The sequence below is a fragment of the Pseudomonas sp. NPDC090233 genome, assembly GCF_044772285.1.
Taxonomy (GTDB): Bacteria; Pseudomonadota; Gammaproteobacteria; order Pseudomonadales; family Pseudomonadaceae; genus Aquipseudomonas.
Genome location: NZ_JBIVYQ010000004.1, coordinates 454,176 through 480,859, shown reverse-complemented (window position 1 = coordinate 480,859; position 26,684 = coordinate 454,176). Strand labels below are relative to the sequence as shown.

The window sequence follows — 26,684 nt, the reverse complement described above, 5'->3', positions numbered from 1 at the left end:
TCCACTGATTCTTTTAAATGCGAAGTATAACCAGTCTGGTCGCAAAGCTGGATCCATTCTGGTACTGGCGTCACACTTGGCCATATTGCTGGCCGTGGCGCAGCCAGCGGTCGAGTAGGGGGCTGACGTGGTCCGGCCAGCGAGCGATCAAGGCCTGGGCGGCGTCACGCACGGCGGGCAACAAGTCGGCATCGCGCATCAGGTCGGCGACCTTGAATTGCAGCAGGCCGGTCTGGCGGGTGCCGAGCATCTCGCCGGGGCCGCGCAGCTCCAAGTCCTTTTCGGCGATGACGAAGCCATCGTTGGTTTCCCGCATGATGCCCAGGCGTTCACGGCCGATCTGCGACAGCGGCGGGTGATAGAGCAACACGCAGTGGCTCACCGCGCTGCCCCGGCCAACCCGACCGCGCAGCTGGTGCAGTTGGGACAGGCCCAGGCGCTCGGGGTTTTCGATGATCATCAGGCTGGCGTTGGGCACGTCCACGCCGACTTCGATCACGGTGGTCGCGACCAGCAACTGCAGGTCGCCTTGCTTGAACTCGGCCATTACCGCCGCCTTTTCCGCAGGCTTCATGCGCCCGTGGATCAAGCCCACACGCAGCTCGCCCAAGGCGCTGCCGAGGTCTTCATAGGTGCTCTGCGCGGCCTGGCAGGTGAGCTCTTCGGATTCTTCGATCAGCGTACACACCCAATAGGCCTGGCGCCCCTCGGCGCAGGCGGCGCGTACCCGCTCGACCACTTCGAAGCGGCGGCTGTCGGCAACCAGCACAGTATTCACGGGCGTACGCCCTGGCGGCAGCTCATCGAGCACCGAGGTGTCGAGGTCGGCGTAGGCGCTCATGGCCAAGGTCCGCGGGATCGGCGTGGCGGTCATGATCAGCTGATGGGGGCACAGTTCACCGGCCACGCCTTTCTTGCGCAAGGCCAGGCGTTGCTGCACGCCAAATCGGTGTTGTTCGTCGATGATCGCCAAGGCCAGGTGCTTGAACTGTACTTCTTCCTGGAACAGCGCGTGCGTGCCCACCACCATCGGCGCGCCGTTGGCGATCTGTTCCAGGGCGCTGGTGCGGGCCTTCCCCTTGAGCTTGCCGGCCAGCCAGGCGACTTCCAGGCCCAGCGGTTCGAGCCAGCGCTTGAAGGTGATGTAGTGCTGTTCGGCGAGAATCTCGGTGGGTGCCATCAGCGCCACCTGATAGCCGGCTTCCAGTGCCTGCAGCGCAGCGAGCGCGGCCACCACCGTCTTGCCGGCACCGACATCACCCTGAACCAGGCGCATCATCGGTTCGTGCTGGCTGAGGTCATAGGCGATCTCGTTAGCCACACGTTGTTGCGCACCGGTCGGCTGGAAGCCCAGGTTCGCCAGGTACTGCGCCTGCAGGCGCTTGACCTTGGGCAACACCGGCGCGCGCAAGCTGCGCAGGCTTTCACGCAGGCGCTGTTGCGACAGCTGATGGGTCAGCAGCTCTTCGAAGGCCAGGCGATGCTGGGCCCAGTGCTGGCCTTCGGCGAGCTCGTCGAGGTCGGCGTCGGCGGGTGGGTTGTGCAGGTAACGGATGGAATCGTCCAGCGGCGCCAGGTGATAGTCCCGGGCCAGTTCGTCTGGAAGCCAGTCCGGCAGGCTGCGCGGGCCAAGCATGCCCAGGCTCTGCTGGCAGAGCAGGCGCAGGCGCTGCTGGGTCAGGCCTTCGGTGGACGGATAGATCGGCGTCAATGTTTGCTCGACCGGGGGCGGTGGTTCGTCGCCATTGAGCGCGCGGTACTCCGGGTGGTAGATCTCCAAACCCGAGGCGCCGGGGCGAGCCTCGCCATAGCAGCGCACATGGGTGCCGCGCTTGAGGCCTTCCTTCTGCGCATTGCTGAAGTGATAGAAGCGCAGGCTGAGCAAGCCCGTGCCATCGCCGAGGCGCACCACCAGGCTGCGGCGCTTGCCCATGGTGACATCGGCACCGCTGACCACACCTTCGATCACCGCATCCTGGCCCGGGCGCAGGGCGCCAATGGGCACCACGCGGGTACGATCCTGGTAACGCAGGGGCAAGTGGAACAGCACGTCCTGCAGGTTTTCCAGGCCGACCTTGGCGAGCTTTTCCGCCATGGCTTCGCCGACACCCTTGAGCGCAGTGACCGAGACCTTCGACAGCTCAGTCATGACTCAGGCCGGTTGTTCCACGGCTGGCTTGGCCACCGAGCAAAGGCGGATCGAGTCGGCAAGGATCTCGATGGCCTTCGGCCGCGGGAAGCTGGCGCGCCAGGCGATGGCTACGGTACGGAAAGGGGCAGGCGCAGTCAGCGGGCGAACTTCGATGACCCCCGGCGCGTAATGGTGGCTGTGCACCGCCGACAGCGGCAGGATCGAAACACCCAGGCCTGAGGCGACCATATGGCGGATGGTTTCCAGCGAGCTGGATTCTACCGTGGTGTGCTTGGCACCATCACCGCCTTTGTTCAGCGTCGGGCAGGCTTCCAGTACCTGATCGCGGAAGCAGTGACCCTCGCCGAGCAGCAACAGGCTCTTGTCGTTGAGCATGGCGGTGTCGATGGTCTTTTTTGCCGTCCATGGGTGGTCGGCGGGCATCAGGGCACAGAACGGTTCATCGTACAGCGGCAGGGTCAACACATCGGCTTCGTTGAACGGCAGGGCAACGATCACCGCGTCCAGTTCGCCATTGCGCAGCTTCTCACGCAGCACGTGGGTGAAGTTTTCTTCGATGTACAGCGGCATCTGCGGCGCCACGCGGTGCAGTTGCGGGATCAGGTGCGGGAACAGGTAAGGGCCGACGGTATAGATGGCACCGACCTTGAGCGGGGCGGTCAGCTGGTTCTTGCCGGCCTGGGCCAGCTCGCGGATACCCTGGGCCTGCTCCAGTACCTTCTGCGCCTGGGCAACGATGCCTTCGCCCACCGGGGTCAGGCGCACCGCGCTCTTGCTGCGCTCGAAGATCAGCACGCCAAGCTCGTCCTCGAGCTTCTTCACCCCGACGGACAGGGTCGGCTGGCTGACGTGGCAACGCTCGGCGGCGTGGCCGAAGTGCTGCTCCTGGGCGAGGGTGACGATGTAGCGGAGTTCTGTGAGGGTCATAACGTGCGTCCATGAAGTTGCGAGCCCAGCATAGCGGCTGCAATTGATAGACGCACGTTATCAGACTTGCCGATTTGTGACAGAAACAAAAGTATCAGCGACGGTCCAGCGAGTAGACGAACGGCGCCACGACTTCGATCGTGCCATTGTTCAGCAACTCCGCAGGCGGCTTGGGTACCGTGCCGGCTCGGCGGATCATTTCCAGGGTTGCCCGGTCCAGTGCTGCGCTGCCCGAACCACCAGCCATCGAGTACGACACCACCTTGCCTTCGGCGTCGACCACGAAACGCAGGCGGTTGATGCCCTGCAGGCCGCGACGGCGCGCGTCTTCCGGGTAGCGCTTGTACTTCGCCAGGTGGCGCAGCAGGTCGCTCTGCCAGGTCGGCAACGCTTGGCTGTTGGAGGCGATGCTCGGCGCCGGTGCCGCCGACTTCTGCGGTGGCGTGTTGCTTGGCGGCGTATCGACCACTTGTTCCTTGGCCGGTGGCTCATCCTTCGGCGGCTCAGGCTTCTTCTCAGGCTTCGGGGGTTGAGGCTTGGGCTTCGGCTTGGGCGGCTTGGCGATGGCGATTTTCGGTTTCGGCGCTTCTACCAGCTTGGGCAACGGTGGTTCTTCGACCGGTGCCGGCGGCTGTGGAGCGGCCTTCGGCGGTGGTGGTGGCGCGGGTTCCGGCAGTGGTGCCAGTTCGACCATCATGGCTGCCGGGGGCAGCTCGATGGCCTGGGGCACCGACCAGTTGAGCGTCAGCACCACGGCGACCACGTGCACGCCCAGCACGATCGCCAGGCTGCTACCGTAGCGCGCCATGTTTGAGCGCGTTTTCGTCATTTCTTGGCTGCCGTCTCGAGTCCGACCAGGCCGACCTTGAGGTAGCCGGCCGCACGCATGGTGTTCATCACTTCCATCAGGTCACCGTAATCCACGCCTTTGTCGGCCTGGAAGAAGATGGTGGTTTCCTTGTCACCCTTGGTCTTGGCGTCGAGCATCGCGCCAAGCTGCGCGGGGGCAGGCACCTGATCGTCGCCGACGTACAGCTTCTGGTCGGCCTTGACGCTGACGAACACCGGCTTCTCGGGCCTCGGCGCCGGCTTGGCGGTCGAGGCCGGCAAGTCGACCTTGATGTCGACCGTGGCCAGGGGCGCGGCAACCATGAAGATGATCAGCAGTACCAGCATCACGTCGATGAACGGCGTAACGTTGATTTCGTGGTTTTCGGCGAGGTCGTCGCCACCTTCGTTGAGATGCAGGCCCATGGCTTACCCCACTTTCACCATGTGCGGGGCGGCGCGGTCGCTGCCCTGGTGGTCGAGGTCACGGCTGACCAGCAGCAGCACCTGCGCCGAAGCGTCGGAAACCTGTGCCTTGTAGCCAGCGATGGAGCGGGCGAAGACGTTGTAGATGACCACGGCCGGGATCGCTGCGACCAGGCCCAGGGCGGTTGCCAGCAGGGCTTCGGCGATGCCGGGAGCAACTACGGCCAGGTTGGTGGTCTGGGTTTTGGCGATGCCGATGAAGCTGTTCATGATGCCCCATACGGTACCGAACAGACCGACGAACGGCGCGGTGGAACCGATGGTGGCGAGCACGCCGGTGCCGCTGCTCATGTTACGGCCGCTGGCGTGCACCAGGCGCTCCAGGCGGAAGCTGACGCGTTCCTTGATGCCTTCTTTCTCGCGGGCGTTGGCCGACAGGCGCATTTCTTCGAGGGCATCGTGGACCAGGGTGTGGGCCAGCGTGCCTTCCTTGTTGGAGACGTCGCTGGCTTCCTTGAGGCTGGCGGATTTCTTCAGCAGGGCGATCTCGCCGCGCAGGCGACGCTTGGCGCCCATCAGCTCGAAGCCTTTGGCGATCCAGATGGTCCAGGTGATGATCGAGGCGATGGCCAGGCCGATCATGACGATCTTCACCACGATGTCGGCGTTCTTGTACATGCCCCATGGCGACAGGTCGTGGGCCATGCCCAGCGAGGTGTCTTCGACCAGCGCTTCGACGCTTGGGTCGACAGCGGCTGGCGCATCAACCGGCGTGGCGACCTGACCGTCTGCTGCCGGAGCCTGGGCTTCGGCGGCCGGGGCAGCCGGAGCAGTTGCGGCAGCGGGGGTGCTGGCGTTGGCAGTTGGCTCATCGGCCATGGCTACTGGGGCCAGCACCAGGCTGAACATCAGCGCGGCGATGGCGCGCCAGGCGCGCGACGGGGTTGGCGAAGCGGAAGGTTGAGTACGTGTCATGCTGGCCGGACCTGATGAAGAAAAAAGTGAGCGTTCTCCAAGGCCTCGAGATAGGCCGAGAACAGATAGGGGTGCCATTATTGCAAGTAATTCTTGTTAACAAAAGTAATCATGTTGCTTTTTTCGCCCATGGTCTAGCCGCCTATCGTGTAATCCGGCTAGCCTGATTCTTTGGTCTAGGGAGTTTAGTGATGTCAGACCTTTCCGCTTTGATAGTAGGTTGCGGTGATGTAGGGGGCCGGCTAGCCCGCCAATTGCTGGCGAAAGGCTGGCATGTCCGCGGCCTGCGGCGGTCTGTCGAGCACCTGCCTGCAGGCGTTGAACCGATAGCTGCCGACCTTTCCGACTCAAGCATTCCACCCTCGTGGCCGCAGCGTTCGCCGGATTATCTGGTGTACTGCGTGGCTGCCAGTCAGCATGACGAAGCCGGCTACCAGTCCGCGTATGTTGACGGTTTGCGCCATGTGCTGGCGTGGCTGGCCGAGCGCGGGCAACAGCCGCGACGTCTGCTCTTCGTGTCCAGCAGCAGCGTGTTTGCGCAAAAGGATGGCGAGTGGATCGATGAGACTGCGCCCGCCGAGCCTGAAGGTTATTCAGGGCGTGTGATGCTGGAAGCCGAACGACTGGCACTGGGGAGTGGTATTCCGGCAAGCGTGGTGCGCTTGACTGGCATCTATGGGCCGGGCCGGGAGTGGCTGCTGAGCCAGGTACGCCAGGGGTATCGAGTGGCCGTGGAGCCGCCGTTGTATGGCAACCGCATCCATGCCGAGGACGCTGCAAGCCTGCTGGCTTTCCTACTGCAAAAGGATGCCGAGGGTGTGGCGCTGGACGATTGCTACATAGGTGTGGATGACGACCCGGCGCCGCTGGCCGATGTGGTGGGTTGGTTGCGGGGCTACCTGGGCGTTACCGAATGGTCCGATGAGCAGCGAGTGCGCCGGACGGGTAGCAAGCGCTGCAGCAATGCGCGGGTGAAGGCGTTGGGTTGGGTGCCCGCGTATCCGAGTTACAAGGAAGGGTATGCGGCGATTCTGCAAGGCCTAGGCTGAATCTGCCGGCCTCTTCGCGGCCTCAGCCGCGAAGAGGCCAGTGTGATCGGCCGAGATTTCAGTCCTTCTCCAGCACCCACTGCCGAGCACCGGCTGCCAGAGCAGGCATCTCATCCGGCTGCGCCCGGTTCACCGCACGGAAAATCTCCAGCTTGTCGTCATCGCGCTTGAAGATGAACGGTGCGCCGCGCTGGTCGCGCTCCAGCCATAGGCTGTCGTTGCTGCCGCCCATGCTAGCGCAGTCGCCCGCCAGGCACAGGGCATAGCGGTCCGGGCCGGGGAGGCCGGTCACGCCGCCGTTATCGGCGAAGCGCACTACGCCCCCTTTGCCTTCACCTTCGACGATCTTCCACTCACCACCCAGGTAAGCCTGGTACAGCGCCTTCTCGAAGCTGCCACCCAGCGGCGTATTGCCAGGTTGCTTGCTGCGCTCGAAGGTCTGCTCGGCACCGCTCTGGTCAGTGGTTTTCAGCTCATCGCCATCGAGCGAAAGCTGTTCGGTCTGGCCGCCCTGGAAGCTGGCTTGCCATTGCTTTTCATTGGCGCTGAACTGGCCGTCGGCGGCCTCGAAACCGTTGCTGTAGCTGGCCCGTTGGTTGGCCACATCGAGTTTCCACTCGAACACCGGGCCGTGTTCGTTCAGGGCCTGGCGCAGGCTGCCACCTTTGACGGCGGCGTCGATGGCGTCCTGGTTGATCCAGGTGCCGTTCAAATCTTCAGGTTTGTGGCTGGCGCAGCCGCTCAGAAGCAGGGCTGCCAGCGCGAGGGGCAGTGCTTGACGCATGGTGGGGGTAACCTTGAACAGGAGGGTGACGGGCTGGGCGCCCGTCACCGGCGGCATCACTCGATGACCAGGATGGCGTCCATTTCGACCTGGGCGCCTTTCGGCAGCGCGGCAACGCCAATGGCGGCGCGGGCTGGGTACGGCTGTTCGAAGTAGCGGCCCATCACCTCGTTGACCTTGGCGAAGTGGCTCAGGTCGGTGAGGAAGATGTTCAGCTTGACGATGTCCTTGAACGAACCGCCAGCGGCTTCGGCGACCGACTTGAGGTTCTCGAATACCTGCACGGTCTGGGCTTCGAAGCCCTCGACCAGCTCCATGGTTTTTGGGTCCAGCGGGATCTGGCCCGACATGTACACGGTGTTGCCGGCCTTGATCGCTTGCGAGTAGGTACCGATGGCGGCAGGGGCTTTGTCGCTGTTGATGACGGTCTTGCTCATGATGACTCCTTGCGGTTGGCGGACTACGTACGCATGCGGGTGATGCGGACTACGCCGGTCAGCGTACGCAGCTTCTTGATCACACGAGCCAGGTGCACGCGGTCGTGCACGCTGACCACCAGTTGGACAACGCTGATGCGGCCGTCGCGTTCGTCCATGCTGATCTTCTCGATGTTGCCGTCGGCGGCGTTGACACTGCTGGCCAGCAGCGCGATCAGGCCGCGCTGGTGTTCCAGCTCGACGCGCAACTCGACATTGAATTCGCCGGTGATGTCCTTGGCCCAGGAAAGCTGTACGCATTTCTCTGGGTTGTGGCGGACTTCACTGATGTTGCGGCAGCTCTCCAGGTGCACGACCATGCCCTTGCCCGCCGACAGGTGGCCGACGATCGGGTCGCCCGGGATCGGCGTACAGCACTTGGCATAGCTCAGCACCAGGCCTTCGGTACCGCGAATCGCCAGCGGGCCTTCCGGCGCCGGCAGCTGTTCGCCTTCGGCTGACAGCAGGCGACGGGCGACCACGTAGGCCATGCGGTTGCCCAGGCCGATGTCTTCGAGCAGGTCTTCGATCAGCTCCAGGCGGTATTCGGCGAGGATCGCGTTGATACGTTCCTGAGGAATCTTCTCCAGGCTGCTGTCGAAGCCGGTCAGCACCTTGTTCAGCAGGCGCTCGCCGAGGTTGATCGACTCGGAGCGACGCTGCTGCTTGAGCGCGTGACGGATGTGCGTACGGGCCTTGCCGGTGACCACGAAGTTGAGCCAGGCGGGGTTCGGCCGTGCGCCCGGGGCGCTGACGATCTCGACCGTCGAGCCGCTCTGCAGCGGTTCGGACAGTGGCGCCAGGCGACGGTTGATACGGCAGGCGATGCAGCTGTTGCCGACATCGGTGTGCACGGCGTAGGCGAAGTCGACGGCCGTGGAGCCTTTGGGCAGCTCCATGATCCGGCCTTTGGGCGTGAACACATAGACCTCGTCGGGGAACAGGTCGATCTTCACGCTCTCGATGAATTCCAGCGAGTTGCCGGCACGCTGCTGCAGCTCAAGGATGCCCTTGACCCATTGACGGGCGCGGGCATGGCTGCCTTTGGGCTGCTCATCGTCGTTGGACTTGTACAGCCAGTGCGCGGCGATGCCGTTGTTGGCCATCTCTTCCATCTCGCGGGTGCGGATCTGGATTTCGATGGGTACGCCGTGCATGCCGAACAGCGTGGTGTGCAACGATTGGTAGCCGTTGGCCTTGGGGATCGCGATGTAATCCTTGAAGCGCCCGGGCAGCGGTTTGTACAGGTTGTGCACGGCGCCGAGCACGCGGTAGCAGGTGTCGACCTTGTCGACGATGATGCGGAAGGCGTACACGTCCATGATCTCGGTGAAGGCACGGCGCTTGCCGCGCATCTTCTTGTAGATTCCATAGAGGTGTTTTTGCCGGCCGCTCACTTCGCCCTGGATGCCGTCGGCGGCCAGGCAGTTGGCCAGCGAGTGCTCGATCTTGGCGACGATCTCTTTGCGGTTGCCGCGTGCGCTCTTGACCGCCCGGTGGATCAGCGACGAGCGCATCGGGTGCATGGCCTTGAAGCCGAGGTCCTCGAACTCCACGCGCACGGTGTGCATGCCCAGCCGGTTGGCGATGGGGGCGTAGATTTCCAGGGTTTCCTTGGCGATGCGCCGGCGTTTTTCGCCCGACAGCACTTCCAGCGTGCGCATGTTGTGCAGGCGGTCGGCCAGCTTGACCAGGATCACGCGGATATCGCGGGCCATGGCCATGGCCATCTTCTGGAAGTTCTCGGCCTGCGCCTCAGCCTTGGTCTCGAAGTTCATCTGGGTCAGCTTGCTGACCCCATCGACCAGCTCGGCCACCGTCTCGCCAAACTGCTGGCTGAGGGCTTCCTTGGCGATGCCGGTGTCTTCGATCACGTCGTGCAGCATGGCCGCCATCAGGCTCTGATGGTCCATGTGCATATCGGCGAGGATGCTGGCCACGGCCAGCGGATGGGTTACGTAGGGCTCGCCGCTGCGGCGGCGCTGCCCGTCGTGCGCCTGTTCGGCGTAAAAGTAGGCCCGGCGAACCAGGTTGACCTGTTCGGGGCCCAGGTAGGTCGACAGCCGTTCGGCTAAGGCTTCTATGCCCGGCATGGTTTCACCTCTTGCCGAGGAAGAGGACCTTGTGCCGCGCGACGTCGACCAGGCATGGCTTAGACGGCCTCGTTGGACTCGTCCTCGAACGCGGCGAAGACCGGATCCTCGGTGACGATCTCTTCAGCGGCGATGAATTCGTTGGTGACGATGCCTTCAGCGATTTCACGCAGGGCAACGACGGTCGGTTTGTCGTTTTCCCACGCTACGCGCGGCTCTTTGCCGCCGGTCGCCAGCTGACGGGCGCGCTTGGTCGAGAGCATGACCAGCTCAAAACGGTTATCCACGTGTTCCAGGCAGTCTTCAACAGTTACGCGGGCCATGGTCTTCCTCAGTAGCAAATGCGATGGGCGTGCAGCCCAATATGGGCAGGCGGACTCGATAGTTTAAAAAATCACCAGCCAATAGGGAAGCGCTGTTTTGCCAGTGGGAGTGGCTTCAGCCGCGAAAGGGCCGGAACAGACGCCCTCATCTTGTATCTCACAACATCGCGCCACGCAACCGCGGGGTCAACTCCTCGAACAACGTCTGCACCGAGCGCAACGCCCGGCAATCCGGCCGGGTCAGCAGCCACAGCTGGGTGTCGCAGCCGGCCAGCGGCCCGCTCAGCGCATCGACGCCGGGCAGGGCATGCACCATGTAGTCAGGCAACGCCGCCACGCCAAGCCCGGTGCTCACCAGCTGGGCGATGGTCGACATGCTGCTGCACTGGTAGCGCGGGCTCAGCCCCGGATACTGCTGGTTGCGCCAGACCACGGTGGGGTGGTCCTGCATCGAATCGTCGGGGGCGATCCACGGCACGCTGGTATGTGCCTCGGCCAAGCGTTCGCGCCACTGTGGTTGACCACAGATTACGTAGGAAGTGGAGCCCAGGCAGCGCCCGACCAGGTGTTCCGGCGGTGTATTGGTCAGCCGCAGGGCGATGTCGGCATCGCGCCGGCTGAGGTTGGCGAAGGTGTTGGAGGTGCCCATTTCCAGTGACAGCGCCGGGTAGTTCGGCATGAAATCAGCCAGTGCTGGCAGCAGCAGGCTATGCATCACCGCTTCGGTACAGGTCAGACGAACGGTACCGCTGACCACCTGCTCTCCACTGCTCATGGCGATGCGCGCAGCATCCAGCGCTTGCTCCGCGCGTTCGGCCTGCTCGGCCAAAGCCTGCGCGGTGTCGGTCGGCAGGTAGCCTTTGCGGCTCTTGACGAACAGCGCGGTACCGAGCGCCGATTCCAGTCGGCGGATCGAACGGAACACGGTCGAAACGTCGACTTTGAGCAGCTCGGCGGCCTTGGCCAACGAGCGCCCGCGCTCCAGGGCCAGGACCAGGGAGAGGTCGGCATGGGTTATCTGATATTGCATTGGTGCACGCTCTGCTTGCCGAAATGCCAATGTCTGTTGCGTTGAGGCCATTTTATAGTGGAACCGCCCCTGGGAATCAATGCGCCCGGTCGGGTAATCAATCCCCACGATGGGAAAGTGAAAAGAACAACAGCTGCAACCATCGTCGCCCGTGAGGCGCCAGCCGTATCCCCACATCGCCGCAGCAAATCAAAGGATGTACACCATGACGTCGGTCACCCCGTGCGCCAGTTCTTCCAGCGAGATGAAAGATTTCCTTCAGGCCCATCCGGACACGCAGTACGTCGATCTGCTGATCTCCGACATGAACGGCGTGGTACGCGGCAAGCGCATCGAGCGGGCCAGCCTGCACAAGGTGTACGAGAAGGGGATCAACCTGCCGGCGTCGTTGTTCGCCCTCGACATCAACGGCTCCACCGTTGAAAGCACTGGCCTGGGCCTGGACATTGGCGATGCCGACCGCATCTGCTACCCGATTCCCGGCACGCTGTGCAACGAACCCTGGCAGAAGCGCCCCACCGCCCAGTTGCTGATGACCATGCACGAGATCGAAGGCGAGCCGTTCTTCGCCGACCCGCGCGAGGTGCTGCGCCAGGTGGTGAGCAAGTTCGACGACCTGGGCCTGGATATCTGCGCCGCGTTCGAGCTGGAGTTCTACCTGATCGACCAGGACAACCTCAACGGCCGGCCGCAGCCGCCGCGCTCGCCGCTCTCCGGCAAGCGCCCGCAGTCGACCCAGGTGTACCTGATCGACGACCTCGACGAATATGCCGACTGCCTGCAGGACATGCTGGAAGCGGCCAAGGAGCAAGGCCTGCCAGCCGATGCCATCGTCAAGGAAAGCGCCCCGGCGCAGTTCGAAGTCAACCTGCACCATGTGGCCGACCCGCTCAAGGCGTGCGACTACGCGATTCTGCTCAAGCGCCTGATCAAGAACGTTGCCTACGACCATGAAATGGACACCACCTTCATGGCCAAGCCCTACCCGGGCCAGGCGGGCAACGGCCTGCATGTGCATATCTCGCTGCTGGACAAGAAAACCGGCAAGAACATCTTCAGCCATGAAGACCCGCTGCAAAGCGACGCCCTGCGCCATGCCATTGGCGGCGTACTGGAAACCATGCCGGCGTCGATGGCCTTCCTCTGCCCGAACATCAACTCGTACCGCCGTTTTGGCGCGCAGTTCTACGTGCCGAACGCGCCGAGCTGGGGCCTGGACAACCGCACGGTGGCCGTTCGCGTGCCGACCGACAGCAGCGAAAACGTGCGCATCGAGCACCGCGTGGCGGGCGCCGACGCCAACCCTTACCTGATGCTCGCGGCGATCCTGGCCGGCATTCACCACGGCCTGACCAGCAAGGTCGAGCCGGGTGCGCCGATCGAAGGCAATTCCTACGAGCAGTTGGAACAGAGCCTGCCGAACAACCTGCGTGACGCCCTGCGCGCGCTGGATGACAGCGAAGTGCTCAACCAATACATCAGCCCGGACTACATCGATATCTTCGTGGCCTGCAAGGAAAGCGAACTGGCCGAGTTCGAAGTGTCGATTTCCGACCTTGAGTACAACTGGTACCTGCACACGGTGTAAGCCCATGAGCGCAACTGCGGTCCCTTTGATCGGTGTCAGCGCCTGCCGTCAGCAGGTGGGAAAGAACTCGTCGCACACAGTCGGCGACAAGTATGTCGAGGCCGCCGGTTTTGCCGGGCTGCCGCTGATCCTGCCGGCCCGCGATGGCGGGAGCGACACGCAGGCGTTGCTGGCCAGGCTCGACGGCATTCTTTTTACCGGCTCGCCTTCAAATATCGAGCCGCATCATTACAATGGCGCCCCCAGCACGGAAGGGACCCGGCACGACCTTGCACGTGACCGCCTGACCCTGCCGCTGCTGCAGGCGGCCATAGACGCCGGTGTGCCGGTGTTCTGCATCTGCCGTGGTTTCCAGGAATTGAACGTGGCCCTTGGCGGCAGCCTGCACCAGCGCGTGCAGGAGCTGCCCGGCTACCTGGACCACCGAGAACCTGAGGACGCACCCCTGGAGGTGCAGTACGGCCCTCGTCACCCCGTCGGCATTGCGCCAGGCGGGGTGTTCGAGCGCCTGGGCCTGGCTGCGCAGTTCGAGGTCAACTCGCTGCACAGCCAGGGCATCGACCGCCTGGCCCCTGGCCTGCGTGTCGAGGCAAGGGCCCCGGATGGCCTGATCGAAGCGGTGTCGATGCCTGATGCGCCGGGCTTTGTGCTCGGCGTGCAGTGGCACCCGGAATGGCGTTTTGCCGACAACCCGGTCTCGCTGCGCCTGTTCCAGGCCTTCCGCGAGGCCTGCATTGCCCATGCTGCACGGTAGGGTCTTACCCGAAGGTCTTGGATGACCGATACCGATTCGCAAGCTTTCAATGAGTGAAAGCGCCTTGTTCGCAAGGCCTGTGACAACAATTCCAATAGTTACGGCAAATACTCATGAGCAATTACACAGAAGCCGGCCGCCCACCCGATGCGGCCGACTCGGGCAGCACACAGCGCAGCAAAGGCCTGGCCAAAGGCCGACTCGGCCTGCTGGCCAGCGTGGTGCTGGGCATTTCCACGATCGCCCCGGTCTACACCCTGACCGGCGCCCTTGGCCCCACCGTGCGGGAGGTCGGTGCGCACCTTCCCGCCGTGTTCATCGTCGGTTTCCTGCCCATGCTGCTGGTCGCCCTGGGCTACCGCGAGCTGAACTCGGCAGAGCCTGACAGCGGCACGTCCTTTACCTGGTCGGCCCGTGCGTTCGGCCCGATGATTGGCTGGATCGGCGGTTGGGGGTTGGTCGTCGCCACCACCATCGTGTTGTCCAACCTGGCGGGCGTGGCCGTCGACTTCTTTTATCTGTTCCTCAGCCAGATCACCGGCAACCCTGAGCTGGCGGCTCTCGCGGACAACTTATTGATCAACATCACCACCTGCTGCGTGTTCATCGCCATGGCGGTGTGGATCTGTTGTCGCGGCATGGCCACTACGATGACCGTGCAATATGGCCTGGTGGCGTTGCAGCTGTTGGTGCTGATCGGCTTTGCTTTCGCCGCCTTCAGCGAGACCACTGCGCCCCCGCCGCTGGCGTTCGATCTGGCCTGGTTCAACCCGTTCGGTGTCGAGTCGTTCTCGGCCTTCGCTGCTGGCCTGTCACTGTCGATCTTCATCTTCTGGGGCTGGGACGTGTGCCTGACCGTCAGCGAAGAATCCATCGGCAGCGATGAAGTGCCGGGCAAGGCCGCGACCTGGACCGTGCTGCTGATTCTTGGTCTGTACCTGGTCACTGCCATCGCTACCCTGCAGTTCGCCGGTATCAGCGAGCAGGGCCTGGGCCTGAACAACCCGCGCATCCAGGAGAACGTCTTCGCCCACTTGGCCGGTCCAGTGATGGGGCCACTGGCGATCCTGATGTCGATCGCCGTGCTGGCCAGCACTGCCGCATCGTTGCAGTCGACCTTCGTTTCGCCCGCGCGCACGTTGCTTGCCATGGGTTACTACGGCGCGGTGCCGCAGAAATTCGCCAGTGTCTGCCCGCGTTCGCAGACGCCGCGCTACGCGACCATCTGCGCCGGGGTAGCGGCGGGCCTGTTCTATGTGACCATGCGCAGCCTGAGCGAAAACGTACTGGCTGACACCATCACCGCGCTGGGCATGATGATCTGCTTCTACTATTCGCTGACCGCGTTTGCGTGCGTCTGGTACTTCCGCCACAGCCTGTTCACCAGCCTGCGCCACTTCTTCATGCGCGGTGTGTGCCCGCTGGTGGGTGGGGTGATTTTGTCGGTGATCTTCGTGCGTACCGCCATCGACAGCGCCTCGCCGGACTTCGGCAGTGGCTCGCATGTGGGCGGATTGGGCTTGGTGTTTGTGATTGCAGCGATCATCTCGGCACTGGGGATCGTGCTGATGATGTTGTCGCGGATGCGCGCGCCGGCTTACTTCCTGGGGGCTACCCTGCGTCAGCAGGCGACCTTGCAGTTGCAGGAATGAACATACCTGTGGGAGCGGCTTCAGCCGCGAAGCAAGCGACGCGGTGAATGGCACCGGCTTCGCCGGTGTTCGCGGCTGAAGCCGCTCCTACAGGTTTTTCAGCCGATCAGTTGCTTCAGCAGCGTCTCATGTCGCTGCTGCTGCTTCTTCAGCAGCAAGCGGTTGGCCACGAACACCGCTTTCAACTCCTCCAGCGCCTCGTCGAAGTTGTCATTGATGATGACGTATTCGTACTCGTTGTAGTGCTCCATCTCGCTGACCGCTTCTTTCATACGCCCGGCGATGATCTCTTCGCTGTCCTGGCCGCGCCCGTCCAAGCGCTGGCGCAGCGCTTCCTGGCTCGGTGGCAGGATGAAGATCGAGCGCGCTTCAGGCATCAGCTCGCGGACCTGACGGGCGCCTTGCCAGTCGATTTCCAGAATCAGGTCATCGCCTCGATCCAGCACTTGCTGCAGCGCGCTGCGCGAAGTGCCATAGAAGTTGCCGAAGACTTCTGCGTGTTCAAGGAAATCCTTCTCGTCGATCAGTGCCTTGAACTCGTCATGGCTGACGAAGTGATAGTTGACGCCGTGTTCCTCGCCGGGGCGCTTGTTGCGCGTGGTGTGCGAAACGGAAACACTGACGCGCTTGTCTGCCTTGATCAGAGCGTTGACCAGGCTGGTCTTGCCAGCACCCGAAGGTGCCGAAACGATATAGAGGGTGCCGCTGCTGTGATTCATGGTCGGGGTGGCCTTACTCGATGTTCTGTACTTGTTCACGCATCTGTTCGATCAGCACCTTCAGGTTGACCGCCGCTTGCGTGCTACGCGGGTCGAAGGCCTTGGAGCCCAACGTGTTGGCCTCGCGGTTGAGTTCCTGCATCAGGAAGTCCAGGCGCCGCCCGGCGGCGCCGCCGGACTTGAGCACCCGGCGCACTTCGTTGACGTGGGTGCTGAGGCGGTCGAGTTCCTCGGCAACGTCGCTCTTCTGCGCCAGCAGCACCATCTCCTGCTCCAGGCGCTGCGGGTCGAGCTCGGCCTTGAGGTCGCCGAAGCGGTCGATGATCTTCTGCCGCTGGGCCGCCAGCATCTGCGGCACCAGGGCGCGCAGGGTGGTGACCTCGGTGGCCATGTTGTCCAGGCGCTCGTTGATCAGCCGGGCCAGCTCCTGGCCTTCGCGCTGACGCCCGGCCTTGAGTTCGGCTAAGGCTTCGTCGAACAGTGCCAAGGCTTCGGCGTTGAGCGCCTGGGGGTCGTTGGCATCGGCCACCAGCACTCCCGGCCAGGACAGCACTTCCAGCGGGTTGAGCGGCGCTGGCTGCTTGATCAGGCCAGCTACTTCTTCGGCGGCGGCGACCAGTTGCGCGGCGCGCTCGCGGTCGACCTTCAGCGGTTTGCCGTTGCTGTCTTCGTGCAGGCGCAAGGTGCATTCGACCTTGCCGCGCGACAGGCCCTGGCGCAGGCCTTCACGCACTGCGCCTTCGAGGTCGCGCAGGGCGTCATGCAGGCGCAGGTGCGGTTCGAGGTAGCGGTGGTTGACCGAGCGCAGTTCCCAGACCAGGGTGCCTTGGCTGCCGGCGCGCTCGACACGAGCAAAAGCGGTCATGCTGTGCACCATGGAGAGTACCTCGCGTAATTGAATGGAAGGCGCGGGATTGTAGCGCAGTGCGCCCCCCGGCGCCCAATCCGACCATGTTACCGAGCGCCTGCTTGCGGGTCAGAAAAAGCGACGGGCTGCCGAGGGCGCGACAATAGGCATGTCCTATGCGGGCAGCGGGCTCTATAATGATGGGCAGATTCAAAGTCCCAGTACAGGTATCCCAGATGAAACGTCCAAGTGGTCGCGCCGCCGATCAGCTCCGCTCGATCCGCATCACCCGCAACTACACCAAGCACGCCGAAGGGTCGGTACTGGTCGAGTTCGGTGACACCAAGGTCATCTGCACGGTCAGCGTCGAGAACGGCGTGCCGCGCTTCCTCAAAGGCCAGGGCCAAGGCTGGCTGACCGCCGAGTATGGCATGCTGCCGCGTTCCACCGGCGAGCGTAACCAGCGTGAAGCCAGCCGTGGCAAGCAGGGTGGCCGCACCCTCGAAATCCAGCGTCTGATCGGCCGTTCGCTGCGTGCCGCGCTGGACATGAGCAAACTCGGTGACATCACTCTGTACATCGACTGCGACGTGATCCAGGCCGACGGTGGCACCCGTACTGCGTCGATCACCGGCGCCATGGTTGCGCTGGTCGATGCCCTGGCCGTAATCAAGAAGCGCGGCGGCCTGAAGGCCGGCAACCCGCTCAAGCACATGATCGCCGCTGTCTCGGTGGGCATGTACCAGGGCGAAGCGGTGCTCGACCTCGACTACCTGGAAGACTCCGCTGCCGAGACCGACCTGAACGTGGTCATGACCAGCGCCGGTGGTTTCATCGAAGTGCAGGGCACCGCTGAAGGTGCGCCGTTCCAGCCTGAAGACTTCAACGCCATGCTGGCGCTGGCGCAGAAGGGCATGAACGAGATCTTCGAACTGCAGCAGGCCGCGTTGGCCGACTGATCGCTCGTGTAGATACGAAAAAGCCGACAGTGATGTCGGCTTTTTTGTGTCTGAATAGCATTCAGATAGTCAACGTCCAGTCATAGTCGACGATCAGCGGCGCATGTTGCGAGAAGCGCGGCTGACGCGGCAGGCGGGCATTGCGCACGAAGCGGCGCAGGCCCGGCGTGAGGATCTGGTAGTCGAACCGGTAGCCCAGGTTGAGCATCTCGGCCTGCTCGTTGTCCGGCCACCAGCTGTACTGGTCGCCTTCACGGCTGACTTCGCGCAGGGCATCGACGTAGCCCATCTCGCCGGTGATTGCGTCCATCCAGGCCCGCTCCGGCGCCAGGAAGCCCGGCGACTGCTGGCTGTCACGCCAGTTCTTGATGTCGAGCTTCTGCTGCGCCACGTAGAACGAGCCGCAGTAAATGTACTCGCGGCGCTTGCGGCGCTGCTTGTCCAGGTACTTGCCGAAGTCGTCCATCAACTTGAATTTCTGGTTCAAGTCTTCGTCGCCGTTCATACCCGAAGGCAGCAGCAAGGTGGCAATACTGACTTTGTCGAAATCTGCTTGCAGATAACGCCCGTAGCGGTCGGCTGTCTCGAAGCCCAGGCCGGTGATGACTGCCTTGGGCTGCATGCGCGAGTAAAGTGCCACGCCACCTTGGGCGGGCACCTCCGCGTCGCAGGCATAAAGGAAATAGCCATCGAGCTGGAAAGCTGGGTCGTCGAGTTCAAAGGCCGAGGCGCGGGTATCCTGAAGGCAGATGACGTCGGCATTCTGGGCTTGCAACCAGCTGAGCAATCCACGCTCGGCTGCAGCCTGAATGCCATTCACGTTCACACTGATGATCCGCATAAATGGCCCCAAAAATCTCGTGCGTGTATGATACCCGAGCTCAACCCATTTAGCTAAATCCGTGGTGTCCGGGACCTTACATGCAGCCGTATCAGCGCGACTTCATCCGTTTTGCCATCGATCGCGGCGTGCTGCGCTTCGGTGAATTCACCCTGAAATCGGGGCGTACCAGCCCGTATTTCTTCAATGCCGGCCTGTTCAACACCGGTTCCGCCCTGGCTGAGCTGGGGCGTTGCTACGCTGCAGCCATCGTCGACAGCAAGATCCCGTTCGACGTGCTGTTCGGCCCGGCCTACAAGGGTATTCCCCTGGCGGCGACCACTGCAGTGGCCCTGGCCGACCAACACCAGCTCGACGTGCCGTGGTGCTTCAACCGCAAGGAAGCCAAGGATCACGGCGAAGGCGGCAGCCTGGTCGGCGCGCCGCTGGCCGGTGAGGTACTGATCATCGACGACGTGATCACCGCCGGTACCGCCATTCGCGAGGTCATGCAGATCATCAACGCCCAGCAGGCCAAGGCCGCTGGCGTGTTGATCGCACTCAACCGCGAAGAGCGCGGCAATGGCGAGCTGTCGGCGATCCAGGAAGTGGAGCGCGACTTCGGTATTCCGGTGGTCAGCATCGTTTCGCTGACCCAGGTGCTGGAGTTCCTGGCGGACGACCCGCAGCTCAAGCAGCATCTGCCAGCTGTTGAGGCTTACCGGGCACAGTACGGAATCTGATCTCGGCCGGGTAACGAAAAAAGGCGACCTTCGTGAGAAGGCCGCCTTTTTTGTTTCTGCTGTCCCGGCCCTTTCGCGGGTAAACCCGCTCCCATAGGTACAGCGCTGGCTTGGAGGGCTGCGACATTCCTGTGGGAGCGGGTTTACCCGCGAAGAGGCCGGGGCAGGTTATCAGTGACGCTTGCGGTTGCTGATCAAAGTACCCACACCGCTGTCGGTGAAGATCTCCAGCAACACCGCATTCGGCACGCGTCCGTCGATGATGTGCGAGGTCGTCACGCCGCCCTGGACGGCATCCAGCGCGCACTTGATCTTCGGCAGCATGCCGCCGTAGATGGTGCCATCGGCGATCAGTTCGTTGACCTGCTCGGTGGTCAGGCCGGTCAGGACCTGGCCTTGCTTGTCCATCAGGCCGGCGATGTTGGTCAGCAGCATCAGCTTCTCGGCTTTCAGCGCTTCGGCCACCTTGCCGGCCACAAGGTCCGCGTTGATGTTGTACGACTCACCGTTGGCGCCCACGCCGATTGGCGCGATCACCGGGATGAAATCGCCTTTCACCAGCATGTTCAGCAGGTCGGTGTTGACGCTGACCACCTCGCCGACGTGGCCGATGTCGATGATTTCCGGTTGGGTCATCTCTGGCGTCTGGCGGCTGACAGTGAGCTTCCTGGCGCGGATCAGCTCCGCGTCCTTGCCGGTCAGGCCGATGGCGCTGCCGCCGTGGCGGTTGATCAGGTTGACGATGTCCTTGTTGACCTGGCCACCCAGCACCATCTCAACCACGTCCATGGTCGCCGCGTCGGTGACGCGCATGCCATCGATGAAGTGGCTTTCGATCGACAGGCGCTTGAGCAGGTCGCCGATCTGCGGGCCGCCGCCGTGCACGACTACCGGGTTGATGCCCACGGCCTTCATCAGCACGATGTCCCGGGCGAAGCCGGTCTTGAGCTCTTCGCTCTCCATCGCGTTGCCGCCGTACTTGATCACCAGCGTTTTGCCGACAAAGCGGCGAATGTAAGGCAGCGCCTCGGACAAAACTTCGGCTACATGGGAAGCGGCATCGCGATCGAGGGTCATGCAGGGCTCCTGTAAGGAACAGATAGTCGGTCAGAACGGCAGTTGCAGCTCAGGGGCAACCCGCAGCAACTGCGCGCGGAAAACATCCTTGATACGTTGCAACTCGGCGTCGCTTTCAGCCTCGAAGCGCAGTACCAGCACCGGCGTGGTGTTGGAAGCGCGCACCAGGCCCCAGCCCTGGGCGTAGTCGACCCGCACACCGTCGATGGTGGTCAGGCTGGCGTCGCCCCAGTCGGCGTCGCGTTGCAGTGCATCAATGATGCTGAATTTACCCTCGTCGGTCACATCAATGTTGATTTCCGGCGTGGAAATATCGTTCGGGAACGCGGCGAACAGGCTTTCGGCGTCCTGATCGGCCTTGCTGAGGATCTCAAGCAGGCGCGCGGCGCTGTAGATGCCGTCGTCGAAGCCGTACCAGCGCTCCTTGATGAAGATGTGCCCACTCATCTCGCCGGCCAGCAGCGAGCCGGTCTGCTTCATCTTCTTCTTGATCAACGAATGGCCGGTCTTCCACATTAGCGCGCGGCCGCCGTGCTGTTCGATCAGCGGGGTCAGGCGACGGGTGCATTTGACGTCGAAGATGATCTCGGCATTCGGGTTGCGGGCCAGCACGTCCTGGGCGAACAGCATCAGCAGGCGGTCGGGGTAGACGATGTTGCCGGTGTTGGTCACCACGCCGACGCGGTCGCCGTCACCGTCGAAGGCCAAGCCGATGTCGGCGCCTGTTTCCTTGACCTTGGCGATCAGGTCTTCGAGGTTTTCCGGCTTGCCTGGGTCCGGGTGGTGGTTAGGGAAGTTGCCATCCACCTCACAGAACAGCGGAATCACCTCGCAGCCCAGGGCTTCGATCAGCTGCGGCGCGATTACGCCGGCTGCGCCGTTGCCGCAGTCGACCACCACCTTGAGCTTCTTCGCCAGTTTCACGTCGGCGACGATCTGCTGATAATAGCGCTCAAGGATCTCGACCTTCTGCACGCTGCCTTCGGCACGGGGCAGGGCATCGGTCTTGAGGCGGGTCAGCAGGGCCTGGATCTGTTCGTTGGCCAAGGTATCGCCAGCGATGACGATCTTGAACCCGTTGTAGTCCGACGGGTTGTGGCTGCCGGTGAGCATCACTCCCGACTTGCCGGCCAGCACATTGGCGGCGTAATACAGGGCTGGAGTCGGCACCAGGCCGACGTCGCTGACCTGGCAACCGGCTTCCACCAGGCCTTTGATCAGTTGCTCGACCAGCATCGGGCCGGAGAGGCGGCCGTCACGGCCTACGGAGATCTGCGGTTCGCCCTGGGCAAGGGTCTGCGCGCCGATGGCGCGGCCGATCCAGTAGGCCGTCTCGGCATGCAGGGTCTTGCCGACCACGCCGCGGATGTCATAGGCGCGGAAGATGCTCTCGGGCAATGCGGGGACCAGGTGGGCCATGTCGTTCATCTCTGGAAACTCCATTAGTCAAAGGCTGCCTGGGCAGGCGCAAACTGAACGCTTGGACGATGGTTTCGCCAGAGAGTTCGCCATCCTTGGCCTGAACGGTCGACGGGCGGCTCAGTGGCTGCCGGAGTGACCGAATCCGCCGGTGCCGCGCTGGCTTTCGTCGAAGGCCTCGACGATGTCGAAATGCGCTTGTACCACAGGCACCAGCACAAGCTGTGCGATGCGCTCGCCAACGGCGATGGTGAACGGCGTATTGCCGCGGTTCCAGCACGACACCATCAGCTCGCCCTGGTAGTCCGAATCGATCAGGCCAACCAGGTTGCCCAGCACGATGCCGTGCTTATGGCCCAGGCCCGAACGCGGCAGGATCATGGCCGCGAGGCCCGGGTCGCCGATGTAGATCGACAGGCCGGTGGGGATCAGCAGGGTCTGGCCCGGCTCTAGAACGGTGTCTTCTTTCAGCAGCGCGCGCAGGTCGAGGCCGGCGGAGCCTGGGGTGGCGTACTGCGGCAGCGGGAATTCGTTGCCCAGGCGTTTGTCGAGGATCTTGGCTTGAAGAGCGTGCATGTAACTTATTGAACCTTGTTGAGCCGTTCGGCGATGAAGGCGACCAGTTGCCGGGCGATCTTGCCTTTGCTGGTCTGCGCGAAGAGGGTCTGGTGCTGCTGGCGGTCGATCACGGTCAGGGCGTTTTCTTCGCTGTTGAAGCCGATGCTGGGGTTGGCCACATCATTGGCGACGATCAGGTCGAGGTTCTTGTCCTTGAGCTTGCGCGTGGCGTAATCGAGCAGGTGTTCGGTCTCGGCGGCGAAGCCGACGCTGAACGGGCGGTCGGTGCGGCCAGCGATGGTGGCAAGGATATCGGGATTGCGCACCATCTGCAGCAGCATGCCGTCGCCGGTCGTAGGATCCTTCTTGAGCTTTTGCGCGGCAACCACTTCTGGGCGGTAGTCCGCGACCGCTGCCGAGGCGATGAACAGGTCGCAGGGCATGGCGGCTTCACAGGCCGCGAGCATGTCCCGCGCGCTGACCACGTCGATGCGGTTGACACGGTCGGGCGTTTGCAGGTGCACCGGGCCGGTAACGAGGGTCACCCGAGCCCCGGCTTCGGCGGCCGCTTCGGCCAGGGCGAAGCCCATCTTCCCGGAGCTATGATTGGTGATGTAACGCACCGGATCGATGTTTTCCTGGGTCGGGCCGGCGGTGATCAGCACGTGTTTGCCGGTGAGCGCCTGGCGTTTGAAGCTTTCGGCCGCGCACCAGGCCAGGTCGGTGGCCTCTAGCATGCGGCCCAGGCCGACGTCGCCACAGGCCTGGCTGCCGGAGGCTGGGCCGAACACCTGGATGCCGCGGGTCTTGAGCAGTTCAAGGTTGGCTTGTGTCGCCGGGTCGCGCCACATCGCCTGATTCATGGCCGGGGCGACCGCCACGGTGGCGTCGGTGGCCAGCACCAAAGTGGTCAGCAGGTCGTCTGCCATGCCTTGGGCCATGCGCGCCATCAGGTCGGCGGTGGCCGGGGCGATGAGTACCAGGTCGGCCCACTTGGCCAGTTCGATGTGGCCCATGGCCGCTTCGGCGGCAGGGTCGAGCAGGTCCATGTGCACCGGGTGGCCGGACAACGCCTGCAGGGTCAGCGGGGTGATGAATTCAGCGCCACCACGGGTCATGACGACGCGCACCTGCGCGCCGTGCTCCAGGAGACGGCGGATCAGCTCGGCGCTCTTGTAGGCGGCAATGCCGCCCCCCACGCCGAGAACGATGCGCTTGCGATACAGCCGCTGCATAGGCTTGCCTTATTCCAGTGAGAGCGGGCGGCGACGTTGCAGAAATGCCTGCGGCACAACGTCGCATGTACGAGGCGAAATAGATTAACACACGGGTTAAACGGGCCACAGCAGGACCAAGGAGCGGGGATGAATATCAGGGAGTGGCCGGCGGATGAACGGCCTAGGGAGAAGTTGTTGAAGCGTGGGGCAGGGAGCCTGACTGACGCTGAACTGCTGGCGGTGTTTCTCGGCTCGGGCGTTCGCGGACGCAATGTCGTGGAGCTGGCGAGAGGGCTTCTGCTGAAGTTTGGTGGGTTGCGTCAGTTGCTGGAGGCCAGTCGGGAAGCCTTCGTGGGCGAGCTTGGGCTGGGGCCGGTGAGGTACAGCCAGTTACAGGCATTGCTGGAGATCGGGCGACGGCACTTGGCAACCACCATCGAGCGCGAGTCGGTCATGGACAGCCCGGCGGCAGTGCGCAGTTATCTGAAATCCATGCTGCGGCATGAGGCGAGCGAGGTGTTTGGCTGTCTGTTTCTGGATACCAAACATAGGCCGCTGGCCTTCGAGATTCTGTTCAGAGGCACCATCGACCGGGCCAGTGTCTATCCGCGCGAAGTGGTACGGCGGGCGCTGCAGCACAACGCGGCGGCATTGATTCTGTGCCATAACCATCCTTCGGGTAACAGCGAGCCGAGCCAGGATGATGTGCATCTGACGGTCTCGCTGAAACGGGGGCTGGCGCTGATCGATGTGCGGGTGCTGGATCACATCATCGTGGGCGACGGGGAGCCGTTGTCGATGGTGGAGCAGGGGTGGATCGTGGCCTAGGGCTTTGTGCTGACAGTTGCGGCCTCTTCGTGGGCTTGCCGAGACGTCGGACCGCCGCGAAGAGGCCGGCACAGGTTCAGCGGTTCACCGAAACCTTACTGAAATCCAGCCGCCCAAACGGGCTCGCCTCATACCCCTCGACCCCATCGCGCAACAACGTCGCCGCCGTCGGATGCGCCAGCGGCACCCACAACGCCTGCTGCTGAATCAACGTCTGCGCCTGCTGGTACAGCCGGCTGCGTACGCTCTGGTCGTTGGTCGTGCGCCCGGCGCTGATCAGCTGATCCAGGCGGTTATCGCAGAACCGCGCGAAGTTGGTCCCCGACTTGACCGCTGCACAGGAAAACTGCGGGCTGAGGAAGTTGTCAGGGTCTCCGTTGTCGCCGGCCCAGCCCATGAACAGCAGATCATGCTCGCCGGCCTTGGCGCGGCGAATCAGCTCGCCCCATTCGATCACGCGGATCTCGGCCTTGATGCCGATTTTGCCGAGGTCTGCCTGCAACATCTGCGCGCCGAGGCTCGGGTTGGGGTTGAGCAGGCTGCCCGAAGGGCGGGTCCAGATCGTGGTGCTGAAACCTTCGGGGAAGCCGGCCTTGGTCAGCAGTGCCTTGGCTTTTTTCAGGTCCAGCGGGTAGCCGGGCAAGTCCTTGGCATAGCTCCAGGTGTTGGGCGGGTAGGGGCCGTTGGCGGCGGTGGCGGTGTCTTCGAATACGGCCTTGAGGTAGGCCTGCTTGTCGAACGCCAGGTTGATCGCCTGGCGCACCTCGGGTTTGTCCAGCGGCGGGTGTTCGCTGTTGATGGCGACGAAGGCGGTCATGAAGGCCGGCGTGGTGGCGACCTTGAGGTTACCGTCCTTGCCCGCTTCGGCGACGTCCAGCGGTTTGGGCGACAGGGCGACCTGACACTCGCCGCGCTTGAGCTTTTGCAGGCGCACGTTGGCGTCAGTGGTGATGGCGAAGATCAGCGGGTCAACCGCCGGCTTGCCGGCGAAGTAATCGGGGTTGGCGCGGTAGCGCACCACGGCGTCTTTCTGGAAGCGCTGGAAGACGAACGGGCCGGTGCCGATCGGCTGGGTGTTGAGCTTTTCAGGGGTGCCGGCCTTGAGCAGCTTGTCGGCGTACTCGGCGGAGTAGATCGAGGCGAAGCCCATGCTCAGGGTGGCCAGGAAGGTGGCGTCGGCGTGGGTCAGGGTGAAGCGCACAGTGTTGCCGTCAGCGGCCTCGATCGACTTGATCAGGCTGCCCAACTGCAGCGACTGCGCGTGCGGGTAGCCACCCGGAGCCGACTTGTGCCAGGCGTGGGCGGGGTAGAGCATGCGCTGGAAGCTGAACAGCACGTCATCGGCATTCAGTTCGCGGCTGGGCTTGAAGTACGGCGTGGTGTGAAATTTGACGCCGTCTCGCAGCTTGAAGTCGTAGACCATGCCATCGGCCGAGACTGTCCAGCTTTGCGCCAGGCTCGGTACGACCTTGCCTTGCGTGGCGTCGAACTCGACCAGGCGGTTCATCAGCACGTCCGCCGAGGCGTTGGTGGTGGTCAGCGAATTGTACTGGACCACATCGAAGCCTTCGGGGCTGGCTTCGCTGCAGACACTCAGCGGGGCAGCCTGGGCAATGCCTGCGGCTAACAGGGAGGTGAAGAATAAGGAAAGGGCGGCAGCACGCATGGTGGCTCCTTGGCTGATCATTGGCCCATCTGCCGGTGCAGTCTGGAAACGTCCTACCCTAGTGTGCGCATCGGCAAATGACTACCCCCTTTTTCTGCCGGCTGGCGACGAGTGGTCGACAGTGCGCCGCGCTAGCCGCTATGCTGCTCGCGCACGATTTGTCTCAGTCAGATGCTCATCATCTGTTGTTGCAACGCAGTCTTTCTGGTATAAAGCAGCGCTCTTTTCTAGGGGCTCGGCCTGTCGCATCAGCGGATCCGGTCGATAAGACCTCCAGAATCACGGCGCCTGGCGCCAAAGACTGAGAGATTAAGCGGCCAACCCATGCCGGGTTGGGCATGTGGTTTTAGAGGGCTGAGTCATGTCGAGAGTCTGTCAAGTTACTGGTAAGGGTCCAGTAACCGGGAACAACATTTCCCACGCAAACAACAAAACCCGTCGTCGTTTCCTGCCGAACCTGCAGCACCACCGTTTCTGGGTTGAGTCCGAGAACCGTTTCGTGCGTCTGCGCGTTTCCGCCAAAGGCATGCGTATCATCGACAAGCGCGGCATCGACGCCGTTCTGGTTGACATCCGTAAAGCTGGCGCCAAGGTCTAAGGGAGAACATCATGCGTGAATTGATCCGTCTGGTTTCGAGTGCCGGTACCGGCCACTTCTACACCACCGACAAGAACAAGCGCACCACTCCGGACAAAATCGAGATCAAGAAATACGATCCGGTTGTTCGCAAGCACGTGGTATACAAGGAAGCCAAGATCAAGTAATTGATCGGC

General features: G+C 63.1%; 26 protein-coding genes and 1 pseudogene. 9 read left to right on the top strand and 18 right to left on the bottom strand.

Going from position 1 to position 26,684, the window contains the following annotated elements; all coding sequences use genetic code 11:
* Positions 1-70: 70 nt before the first annotated feature.
* The 5 genes from recG to exbB form a co-directional block, all read right to left on the bottom strand.
* Positions 71-2,149: an ATP-dependent DNA helicase RecG gene (gene recG / locus ACIQUF_RS13515; RefSeq protein WP_403132096.1), complete on the bottom strand. Its 2,079-nt coding sequence runs from the start codon at positions 2,147-2,149 to the stop codon at positions 71-73.
* Between the two features lie 3 nt (positions 2,150-2,152).
* Positions 2,153-3,079 (bottom strand): LysR substrate-binding domain-containing protein, encoded by a 927-nt coding sequence (locus ACIQUF_RS13510; protein WP_403132094.1) that lies wholly within the window; start codon positions 3,077-3,079, stop codon positions 2,153-2,155.
* Positions 3,080-3,173: 94 nt separating this feature from the next.
* Positions 3,174-3,908 carry an energy transducer TonB gene (locus tag ACIQUF_RS13505; protein WP_403132093.1) on the bottom strand — a complete coding sequence of 245 codons (735 nt, stop codon included), beginning with the start codon at positions 3,906-3,908 and terminating at the stop codon, positions 3,174-3,176.
* A complete protein-coding gene (gene exbD / locus ACIQUF_RS13500) occupies positions 3,905-4,333 on the bottom strand; it encodes a TonB system transport protein ExbD (RefSeq protein WP_400801535.1) in 429 nt (142 codons plus the stop codon). Before exbD ends, ACIQUF_RS13505 begins: the two co-directional genes overlap by 4 nt.
* Before the next feature lie 3 nt (positions 4,334-4,336).
* The gene (gene exbB, locus ACIQUF_RS13495; protein WP_403132090.1) at positions 4,337-5,308 is read right to left on the bottom strand and encodes a tonB-system energizer ExbB; all 972 of its coding nucleotides are present in this window, start codon (positions 5,306-5,308) and stop codon (positions 4,337-4,339) included.
* Between the two features lie 191 nt (positions 5,309-5,499).
* Here exbB and ACIQUF_RS13490 point away from each other — a divergent pair, with 191 nt between their 5' ends.
* The gene (locus ACIQUF_RS13490; protein ID WP_403132087.1) at positions 5,500-6,357 is read left to right on the top strand and encodes an SDR family oxidoreductase; all 858 of its coding nucleotides are present in this window, start codon (positions 5,500-5,502) and stop codon (positions 6,355-6,357) included.
* A 58-nt stretch (positions 6,358-6,415) separates the two neighbouring features.
* On the opposite strand, the gene ACIQUF_RS13485 is transcribed toward ACIQUF_RS13490, so the two are convergent.
* The 5 genes from ACIQUF_RS13485 to ACIQUF_RS13465 form a co-directional block, all read right to left on the bottom strand.
* Positions 6,416-7,141 carry a hypothetical protein gene (locus ACIQUF_RS13485; RefSeq protein WP_403132085.1) on the bottom strand — a complete coding sequence of 242 codons (726 nt, stop codon included), beginning with the start codon at positions 7,139-7,141 and terminating at the stop codon, positions 6,416-6,418.
* 56 nt (positions 7,142-7,197) lie between these two features.
* Complete coding sequence (locus ACIQUF_RS13480) at positions 7,198-7,578, bottom strand: RidA family protein (RefSeq protein WP_043199829.1); 381 nt, start codon at positions 7,576-7,578, stop codon at positions 7,198-7,200.
* A gap of 23 nt (positions 7,579-7,601) precedes the next feature.
* A complete protein-coding gene (gene spoT / locus ACIQUF_RS13475; RefSeq protein ID WP_403132083.1) occupies positions 7,602-9,710 on the bottom strand; it encodes a bifunctional GTP diphosphokinase/guanosine-3',5'-bis pyrophosphate 3'-pyrophosphohydrolase in 2,109 nt (702 codons plus the stop codon).
* 59 nt (positions 9,711-9,769) lie between these two features.
* Entirely contained in the window at positions 9,770-10,033 is a 264-nt protein-coding gene (rpoZ, locus tag ACIQUF_RS13470; protein WP_012312123.1) for a DNA-directed RNA polymerase subunit omega, read from the bottom strand.
* A gap of 157 nt (positions 10,034-10,190) precedes the next feature.
* Entirely contained in the window at positions 10,191-11,063 is an 873-nt protein-coding gene (locus tag ACIQUF_RS13465; protein WP_403132082.1) for a LysR family transcriptional regulator, read from the bottom strand.
* 244 nt (positions 11,064-11,307) lie between these two features.
* Here ACIQUF_RS13465 and ACIQUF_RS13460 point away from each other — a divergent pair, with 244 nt between their 5' ends.
* From ACIQUF_RS13460 to ACIQUF_RS13450, 3 genes are all read left to right on the top strand, one after another.
* The gene (locus ACIQUF_RS13460; protein WP_403132517.1) at positions 11,308-12,651 is read left to right on the top strand and encodes a glutamine synthetase family protein; all 1,344 of its coding nucleotides are present in this window, start codon (positions 11,308-11,310) and stop codon (positions 12,649-12,651) included.
* A 4-nt stretch (positions 12,652-12,655) separates the two neighbouring features.
* Entirely contained in the window at positions 12,656-13,405 is a 750-nt protein-coding gene (locus ACIQUF_RS13455) for a gamma-glutamyl-gamma-aminobutyrate hydrolase family protein (protein ID WP_403132080.1), read from the top strand.
* A 113-nt stretch (positions 13,406-13,518) separates the two neighbouring features.
* The gene (locus ACIQUF_RS13450) at positions 13,519-15,057 is read left to right on the top strand and encodes an APC family permease (protein WP_403132078.1); all 1,539 of its coding nucleotides are present in this window, start codon (positions 13,519-13,521) and stop codon (positions 15,055-15,057) included.
* Between the two features lie 98 nt (positions 15,058-15,155).
* On the opposite strand, the gene gmk is transcribed toward ACIQUF_RS13450, so the two are convergent.
* Together gmk and ACIQUF_RS13440 are read right to left on the bottom strand one after the other, a co-directional pair.
* Positions 15,156-15,776 carry a guanylate kinase gene (gene gmk / locus ACIQUF_RS13445; protein WP_403132076.1) on the bottom strand — a complete coding sequence of 207 codons (621 nt, stop codon included), beginning with the start codon at positions 15,774-15,776 and terminating at the stop codon, positions 15,156-15,158.
* 13 nt (positions 15,777-15,789) lie between these two features.
* The gene (locus tag ACIQUF_RS13440) at positions 15,790-16,653 is read right to left on the bottom strand and encodes a YicC/YloC family endoribonuclease (protein WP_403132072.1); all 864 of its coding nucleotides are present in this window, start codon (positions 16,651-16,653) and stop codon (positions 15,790-15,792) included.
* A gap of 206 nt (positions 16,654-16,859) precedes the next feature.
* On the opposite strand from ACIQUF_RS13440, the gene rph reads away from it, so the two are divergent.
* A complete protein-coding gene (gene rph / locus ACIQUF_RS13435) occupies positions 16,860-17,582 on the top strand; it encodes a ribonuclease PH (protein WP_403132070.1) in 723 nt (240 codons plus the stop codon).
* Between the two features lie 61 nt (positions 17,583-17,643).
* Here rph and ACIQUF_RS13430 read toward each other — a convergent pair whose 3' ends face one another.
* Positions 17,644-18,423 (bottom strand): exodeoxyribonuclease III, encoded by a 780-nt coding sequence (locus ACIQUF_RS13430; RefSeq protein WP_403132067.1) that lies wholly within the window; start codon positions 18,421-18,423, stop codon positions 17,644-17,646.
* 80 nt (positions 18,424-18,503) lie between these two features.
* On the opposite strand from ACIQUF_RS13430, the gene pyrE reads away from it, so the two are divergent.
* A complete protein-coding gene (gene pyrE, locus ACIQUF_RS13425; protein WP_014861506.1) occupies positions 18,504-19,145 on the top strand; it encodes an orotate phosphoribosyltransferase in 642 nt (213 codons plus the stop codon).
* 171 nt (positions 19,146-19,316) lie between these two features.
* Here the strand turns inward: pyrE and argB are convergent, their stop codons facing one another.
* The 4 genes and pseudogenes from argB to coaBC form a co-directional block, all read right to left on the bottom strand.
* On the bottom strand, positions 19,317-20,222 hold the full coding sequence (gene argB, locus ACIQUF_RS13420) for an acetylglutamate kinase (protein ID WP_346612649.1): 906 nt from the start codon (positions 20,220-20,222) through the stop codon (positions 19,317-19,319).
* Positions 20,223-20,252: 30 nt separating this feature from the next.
* Positions 20,253-21,626 (bottom strand): annotated as a pseudogene (locus tag ACIQUF_RS13415) (phosphomannomutase/phosphoglucomutase); the annotation flags it as partial.
* Positions 21,627-21,761: 135 nt separating this feature from the next.
* Positions 21,762-22,217, bottom strand: coding sequence for a dUTP diphosphatase (gene dut, locus ACIQUF_RS13410; RefSeq protein ID WP_403132063.1), 456 nt, complete (start codon positions 22,215-22,217; stop codon positions 21,762-21,764).
* A gap of 5 nt (positions 22,218-22,222) precedes the next feature.
* On the bottom strand, positions 22,223-23,434 hold the full coding sequence (gene coaBC / locus ACIQUF_RS13405) for a bifunctional phosphopantothenoylcysteine decarboxylase/phosphopantothenate--cysteine ligase CoaBC (RefSeq protein WP_403132061.1): 1,212 nt from the start codon (positions 23,432-23,434) through the stop codon (positions 22,223-22,225).
* A 129-nt stretch (positions 23,435-23,563) separates the two neighbouring features.
* Here coaBC and radC point away from each other — a divergent pair, with 129 nt between their 5' ends.
* Positions 23,564-24,244 (top strand): DNA repair protein RadC, encoded by a 681-nt coding sequence (gene radC, locus ACIQUF_RS13400; RefSeq protein ID WP_403132058.1) that lies wholly within the window; start codon positions 23,564-23,566, stop codon positions 24,242-24,244.
* Between the two features lie 76 nt (positions 24,245-24,320).
* On the opposite strand, the gene ACIQUF_RS13395 is transcribed toward radC, so the two are convergent.
* Complete coding sequence (locus ACIQUF_RS13395; protein WP_403132055.1) at positions 24,321-25,910, bottom strand: ABC transporter substrate-binding protein; 1,590 nt, start codon at positions 25,908-25,910, stop codon at positions 24,321-24,323.
* A 361-nt stretch (positions 25,911-26,271) separates the two neighbouring features.
* Here ACIQUF_RS13395 and rpmB point away from each other — a divergent pair, with 361 nt between their 5' ends.
* Together rpmB and rpmG are read left to right on the top strand one after the other, a co-directional pair.
* Entirely contained in the window at positions 26,272-26,508 is a 237-nt protein-coding gene (gene rpmB, locus ACIQUF_RS13390) for a 50S ribosomal protein L28 (RefSeq protein ID WP_054894119.1), read from the top strand.
* Positions 26,509-26,519: 11 nt separating this feature from the next.
* The gene (gene rpmG / locus ACIQUF_RS13385) at positions 26,520-26,675 is read left to right on the top strand and encodes a 50S ribosomal protein L33 (RefSeq protein WP_003253507.1); all 156 of its coding nucleotides are present in this window, start codon (positions 26,520-26,522) and stop codon (positions 26,673-26,675) included.
* The last annotated feature ends 9 nt before the right edge of the window (positions 26,676-26,684 follow it).

Coding starts and splice junctions, on each gene's coding strand:
- recG (WP_403132096.1), bottom strand. CDS start 2,149: ATGACTGAGCTGTCGAAGGTCTCGGTCACTGCGCTCAAGGGTGTCGGC.
- ACIQUF_RS13510 (WP_403132094.1), bottom strand. CDS start 3,079: ATGACCCTCACAGAACTCCGCTACATCGTCACCCTCGCCCAGGAGCAG.
- ACIQUF_RS13505 (WP_403132093.1), bottom strand. CDS start 3,908: ATGACGAAAACGCGCTCAAACATGGCGCGCTACGGTAGCAGCCTGGCG.
- exbD (WP_400801535.1), bottom strand. CDS start 4,333: ATGGGCCTGCATCTCAACGAAGGTGGCGACGACCTCGCCGAAAACCAC.
- exbB (WP_403132090.1), bottom strand. CDS start 5,308: ATGACACGTACTCAACCTTCCGCTTCGCCAACCCCGTCGCGCGCCTGG.
- ACIQUF_RS13490 (WP_403132087.1), top strand. CDS start 5,500: ATGTCAGACCTTTCCGCTTTGATAGTAGGTTGCGGTGATGTAGGGGGC.
- ACIQUF_RS13485 (WP_403132085.1), bottom strand. CDS start 7,141: ATGCGTCAAGCACTGCCCCTCGCGCTGGCAGCCCTGCTTCTGAGCGGC.
- ACIQUF_RS13480 (WP_043199829.1), bottom strand. CDS start 7,578: ATGAGCAAGACCGTCATCAACAGCGACAAAGCCCCTGCCGCCATCGGT.
- spoT (WP_403132083.1), bottom strand. CDS start 9,710: ATGCCGGGCATAGAAGCCTTAGCCGAACGGCTGTCGACCTACCTGGGC.
- rpoZ (WP_012312123.1), bottom strand. CDS start 10,033: ATGGCCCGCGTAACTGTTGAAGACTGCCTGGAACACGTGGATAACCGT.
- ACIQUF_RS13465 (WP_403132082.1), bottom strand. CDS start 11,063: ATGCAATATCAGATAACCCATGCCGACCTCTCCCTGGTCCTGGCCCTG.
- ACIQUF_RS13460 (WP_403132517.1), top strand. CDS start 11,308: ATGAAAGATTTCCTTCAGGCCCATCCGGACACGCAGTACGTCGATCTG.
- ACIQUF_RS13455 (WP_403132080.1), top strand. CDS start 12,656: ATGAGCGCAACTGCGGTCCCTTTGATCGGTGTCAGCGCCTGCCGTCAG.
- ACIQUF_RS13450 (WP_403132078.1), top strand. CDS start 13,519: ATGAGCAATTACACAGAAGCCGGCCGCCCACCCGATGCGGCCGACTCG.
- gmk (WP_403132076.1), bottom strand. CDS start 15,776: ATGAATCACAGCAGCGGCACCCTCTATATCGTTTCGGCACCTTCGGGT.
- ACIQUF_RS13440 (WP_403132072.1), bottom strand. CDS start 16,653: ATGGTGCACAGCATGACCGCTTTTGCTCGTGTCGAGCGCGCCGGCAGC.
- rph (WP_403132070.1), top strand. CDS start 16,860: ATGAAACGTCCAAGTGGTCGCGCCGCCGATCAGCTCCGCTCGATCCGC.
- ACIQUF_RS13430 (WP_403132067.1), bottom strand. CDS start 18,423: ATGCGGATCATCAGTGTGAACGTGAATGGCATTCAGGCTGCAGCCGAG.
- pyrE (WP_014861506.1), top strand. CDS start 18,504: ATGCAGCCGTATCAGCGCGACTTCATCCGTTTTGCCATCGATCGCGGC.
- argB (WP_346612649.1), bottom strand. CDS start 20,222: ATGACCCTCGATCGCGATGCCGCTTCCCATGTAGCCGAAGTTTTGTCC.
- dut (WP_403132063.1), bottom strand. CDS start 22,217: ATGCACGCTCTTCAAGCCAAGATCCTCGACAAACGCCTGGGCAACGAA.
- coaBC (WP_403132061.1), bottom strand. CDS start 23,434: ATGCAGCGGCTGTATCGCAAGCGCATCGTTCTCGGCGTGGGGGGCGGC.
- radC (WP_403132058.1), top strand. CDS start 23,564: ATGAATATCAGGGAGTGGCCGGCGGATGAACGGCCTAGGGAGAAGTTG.
- ACIQUF_RS13395 (WP_403132055.1), bottom strand. CDS start 25,910: ATGCGTGCTGCCGCCCTTTCCTTATTCTTCACCTCCCTGTTAGCCGCA.
- rpmB (WP_054894119.1), top strand. CDS start 26,272: ATGTCGAGAGTCTGTCAAGTTACTGGTAAGGGTCCAGTAACCGGGAAC.
- rpmG (WP_003253507.1), top strand. CDS start 26,520: ATGCGTGAATTGATCCGTCTGGTTTCGAGTGCCGGTACCGGCCACTTC.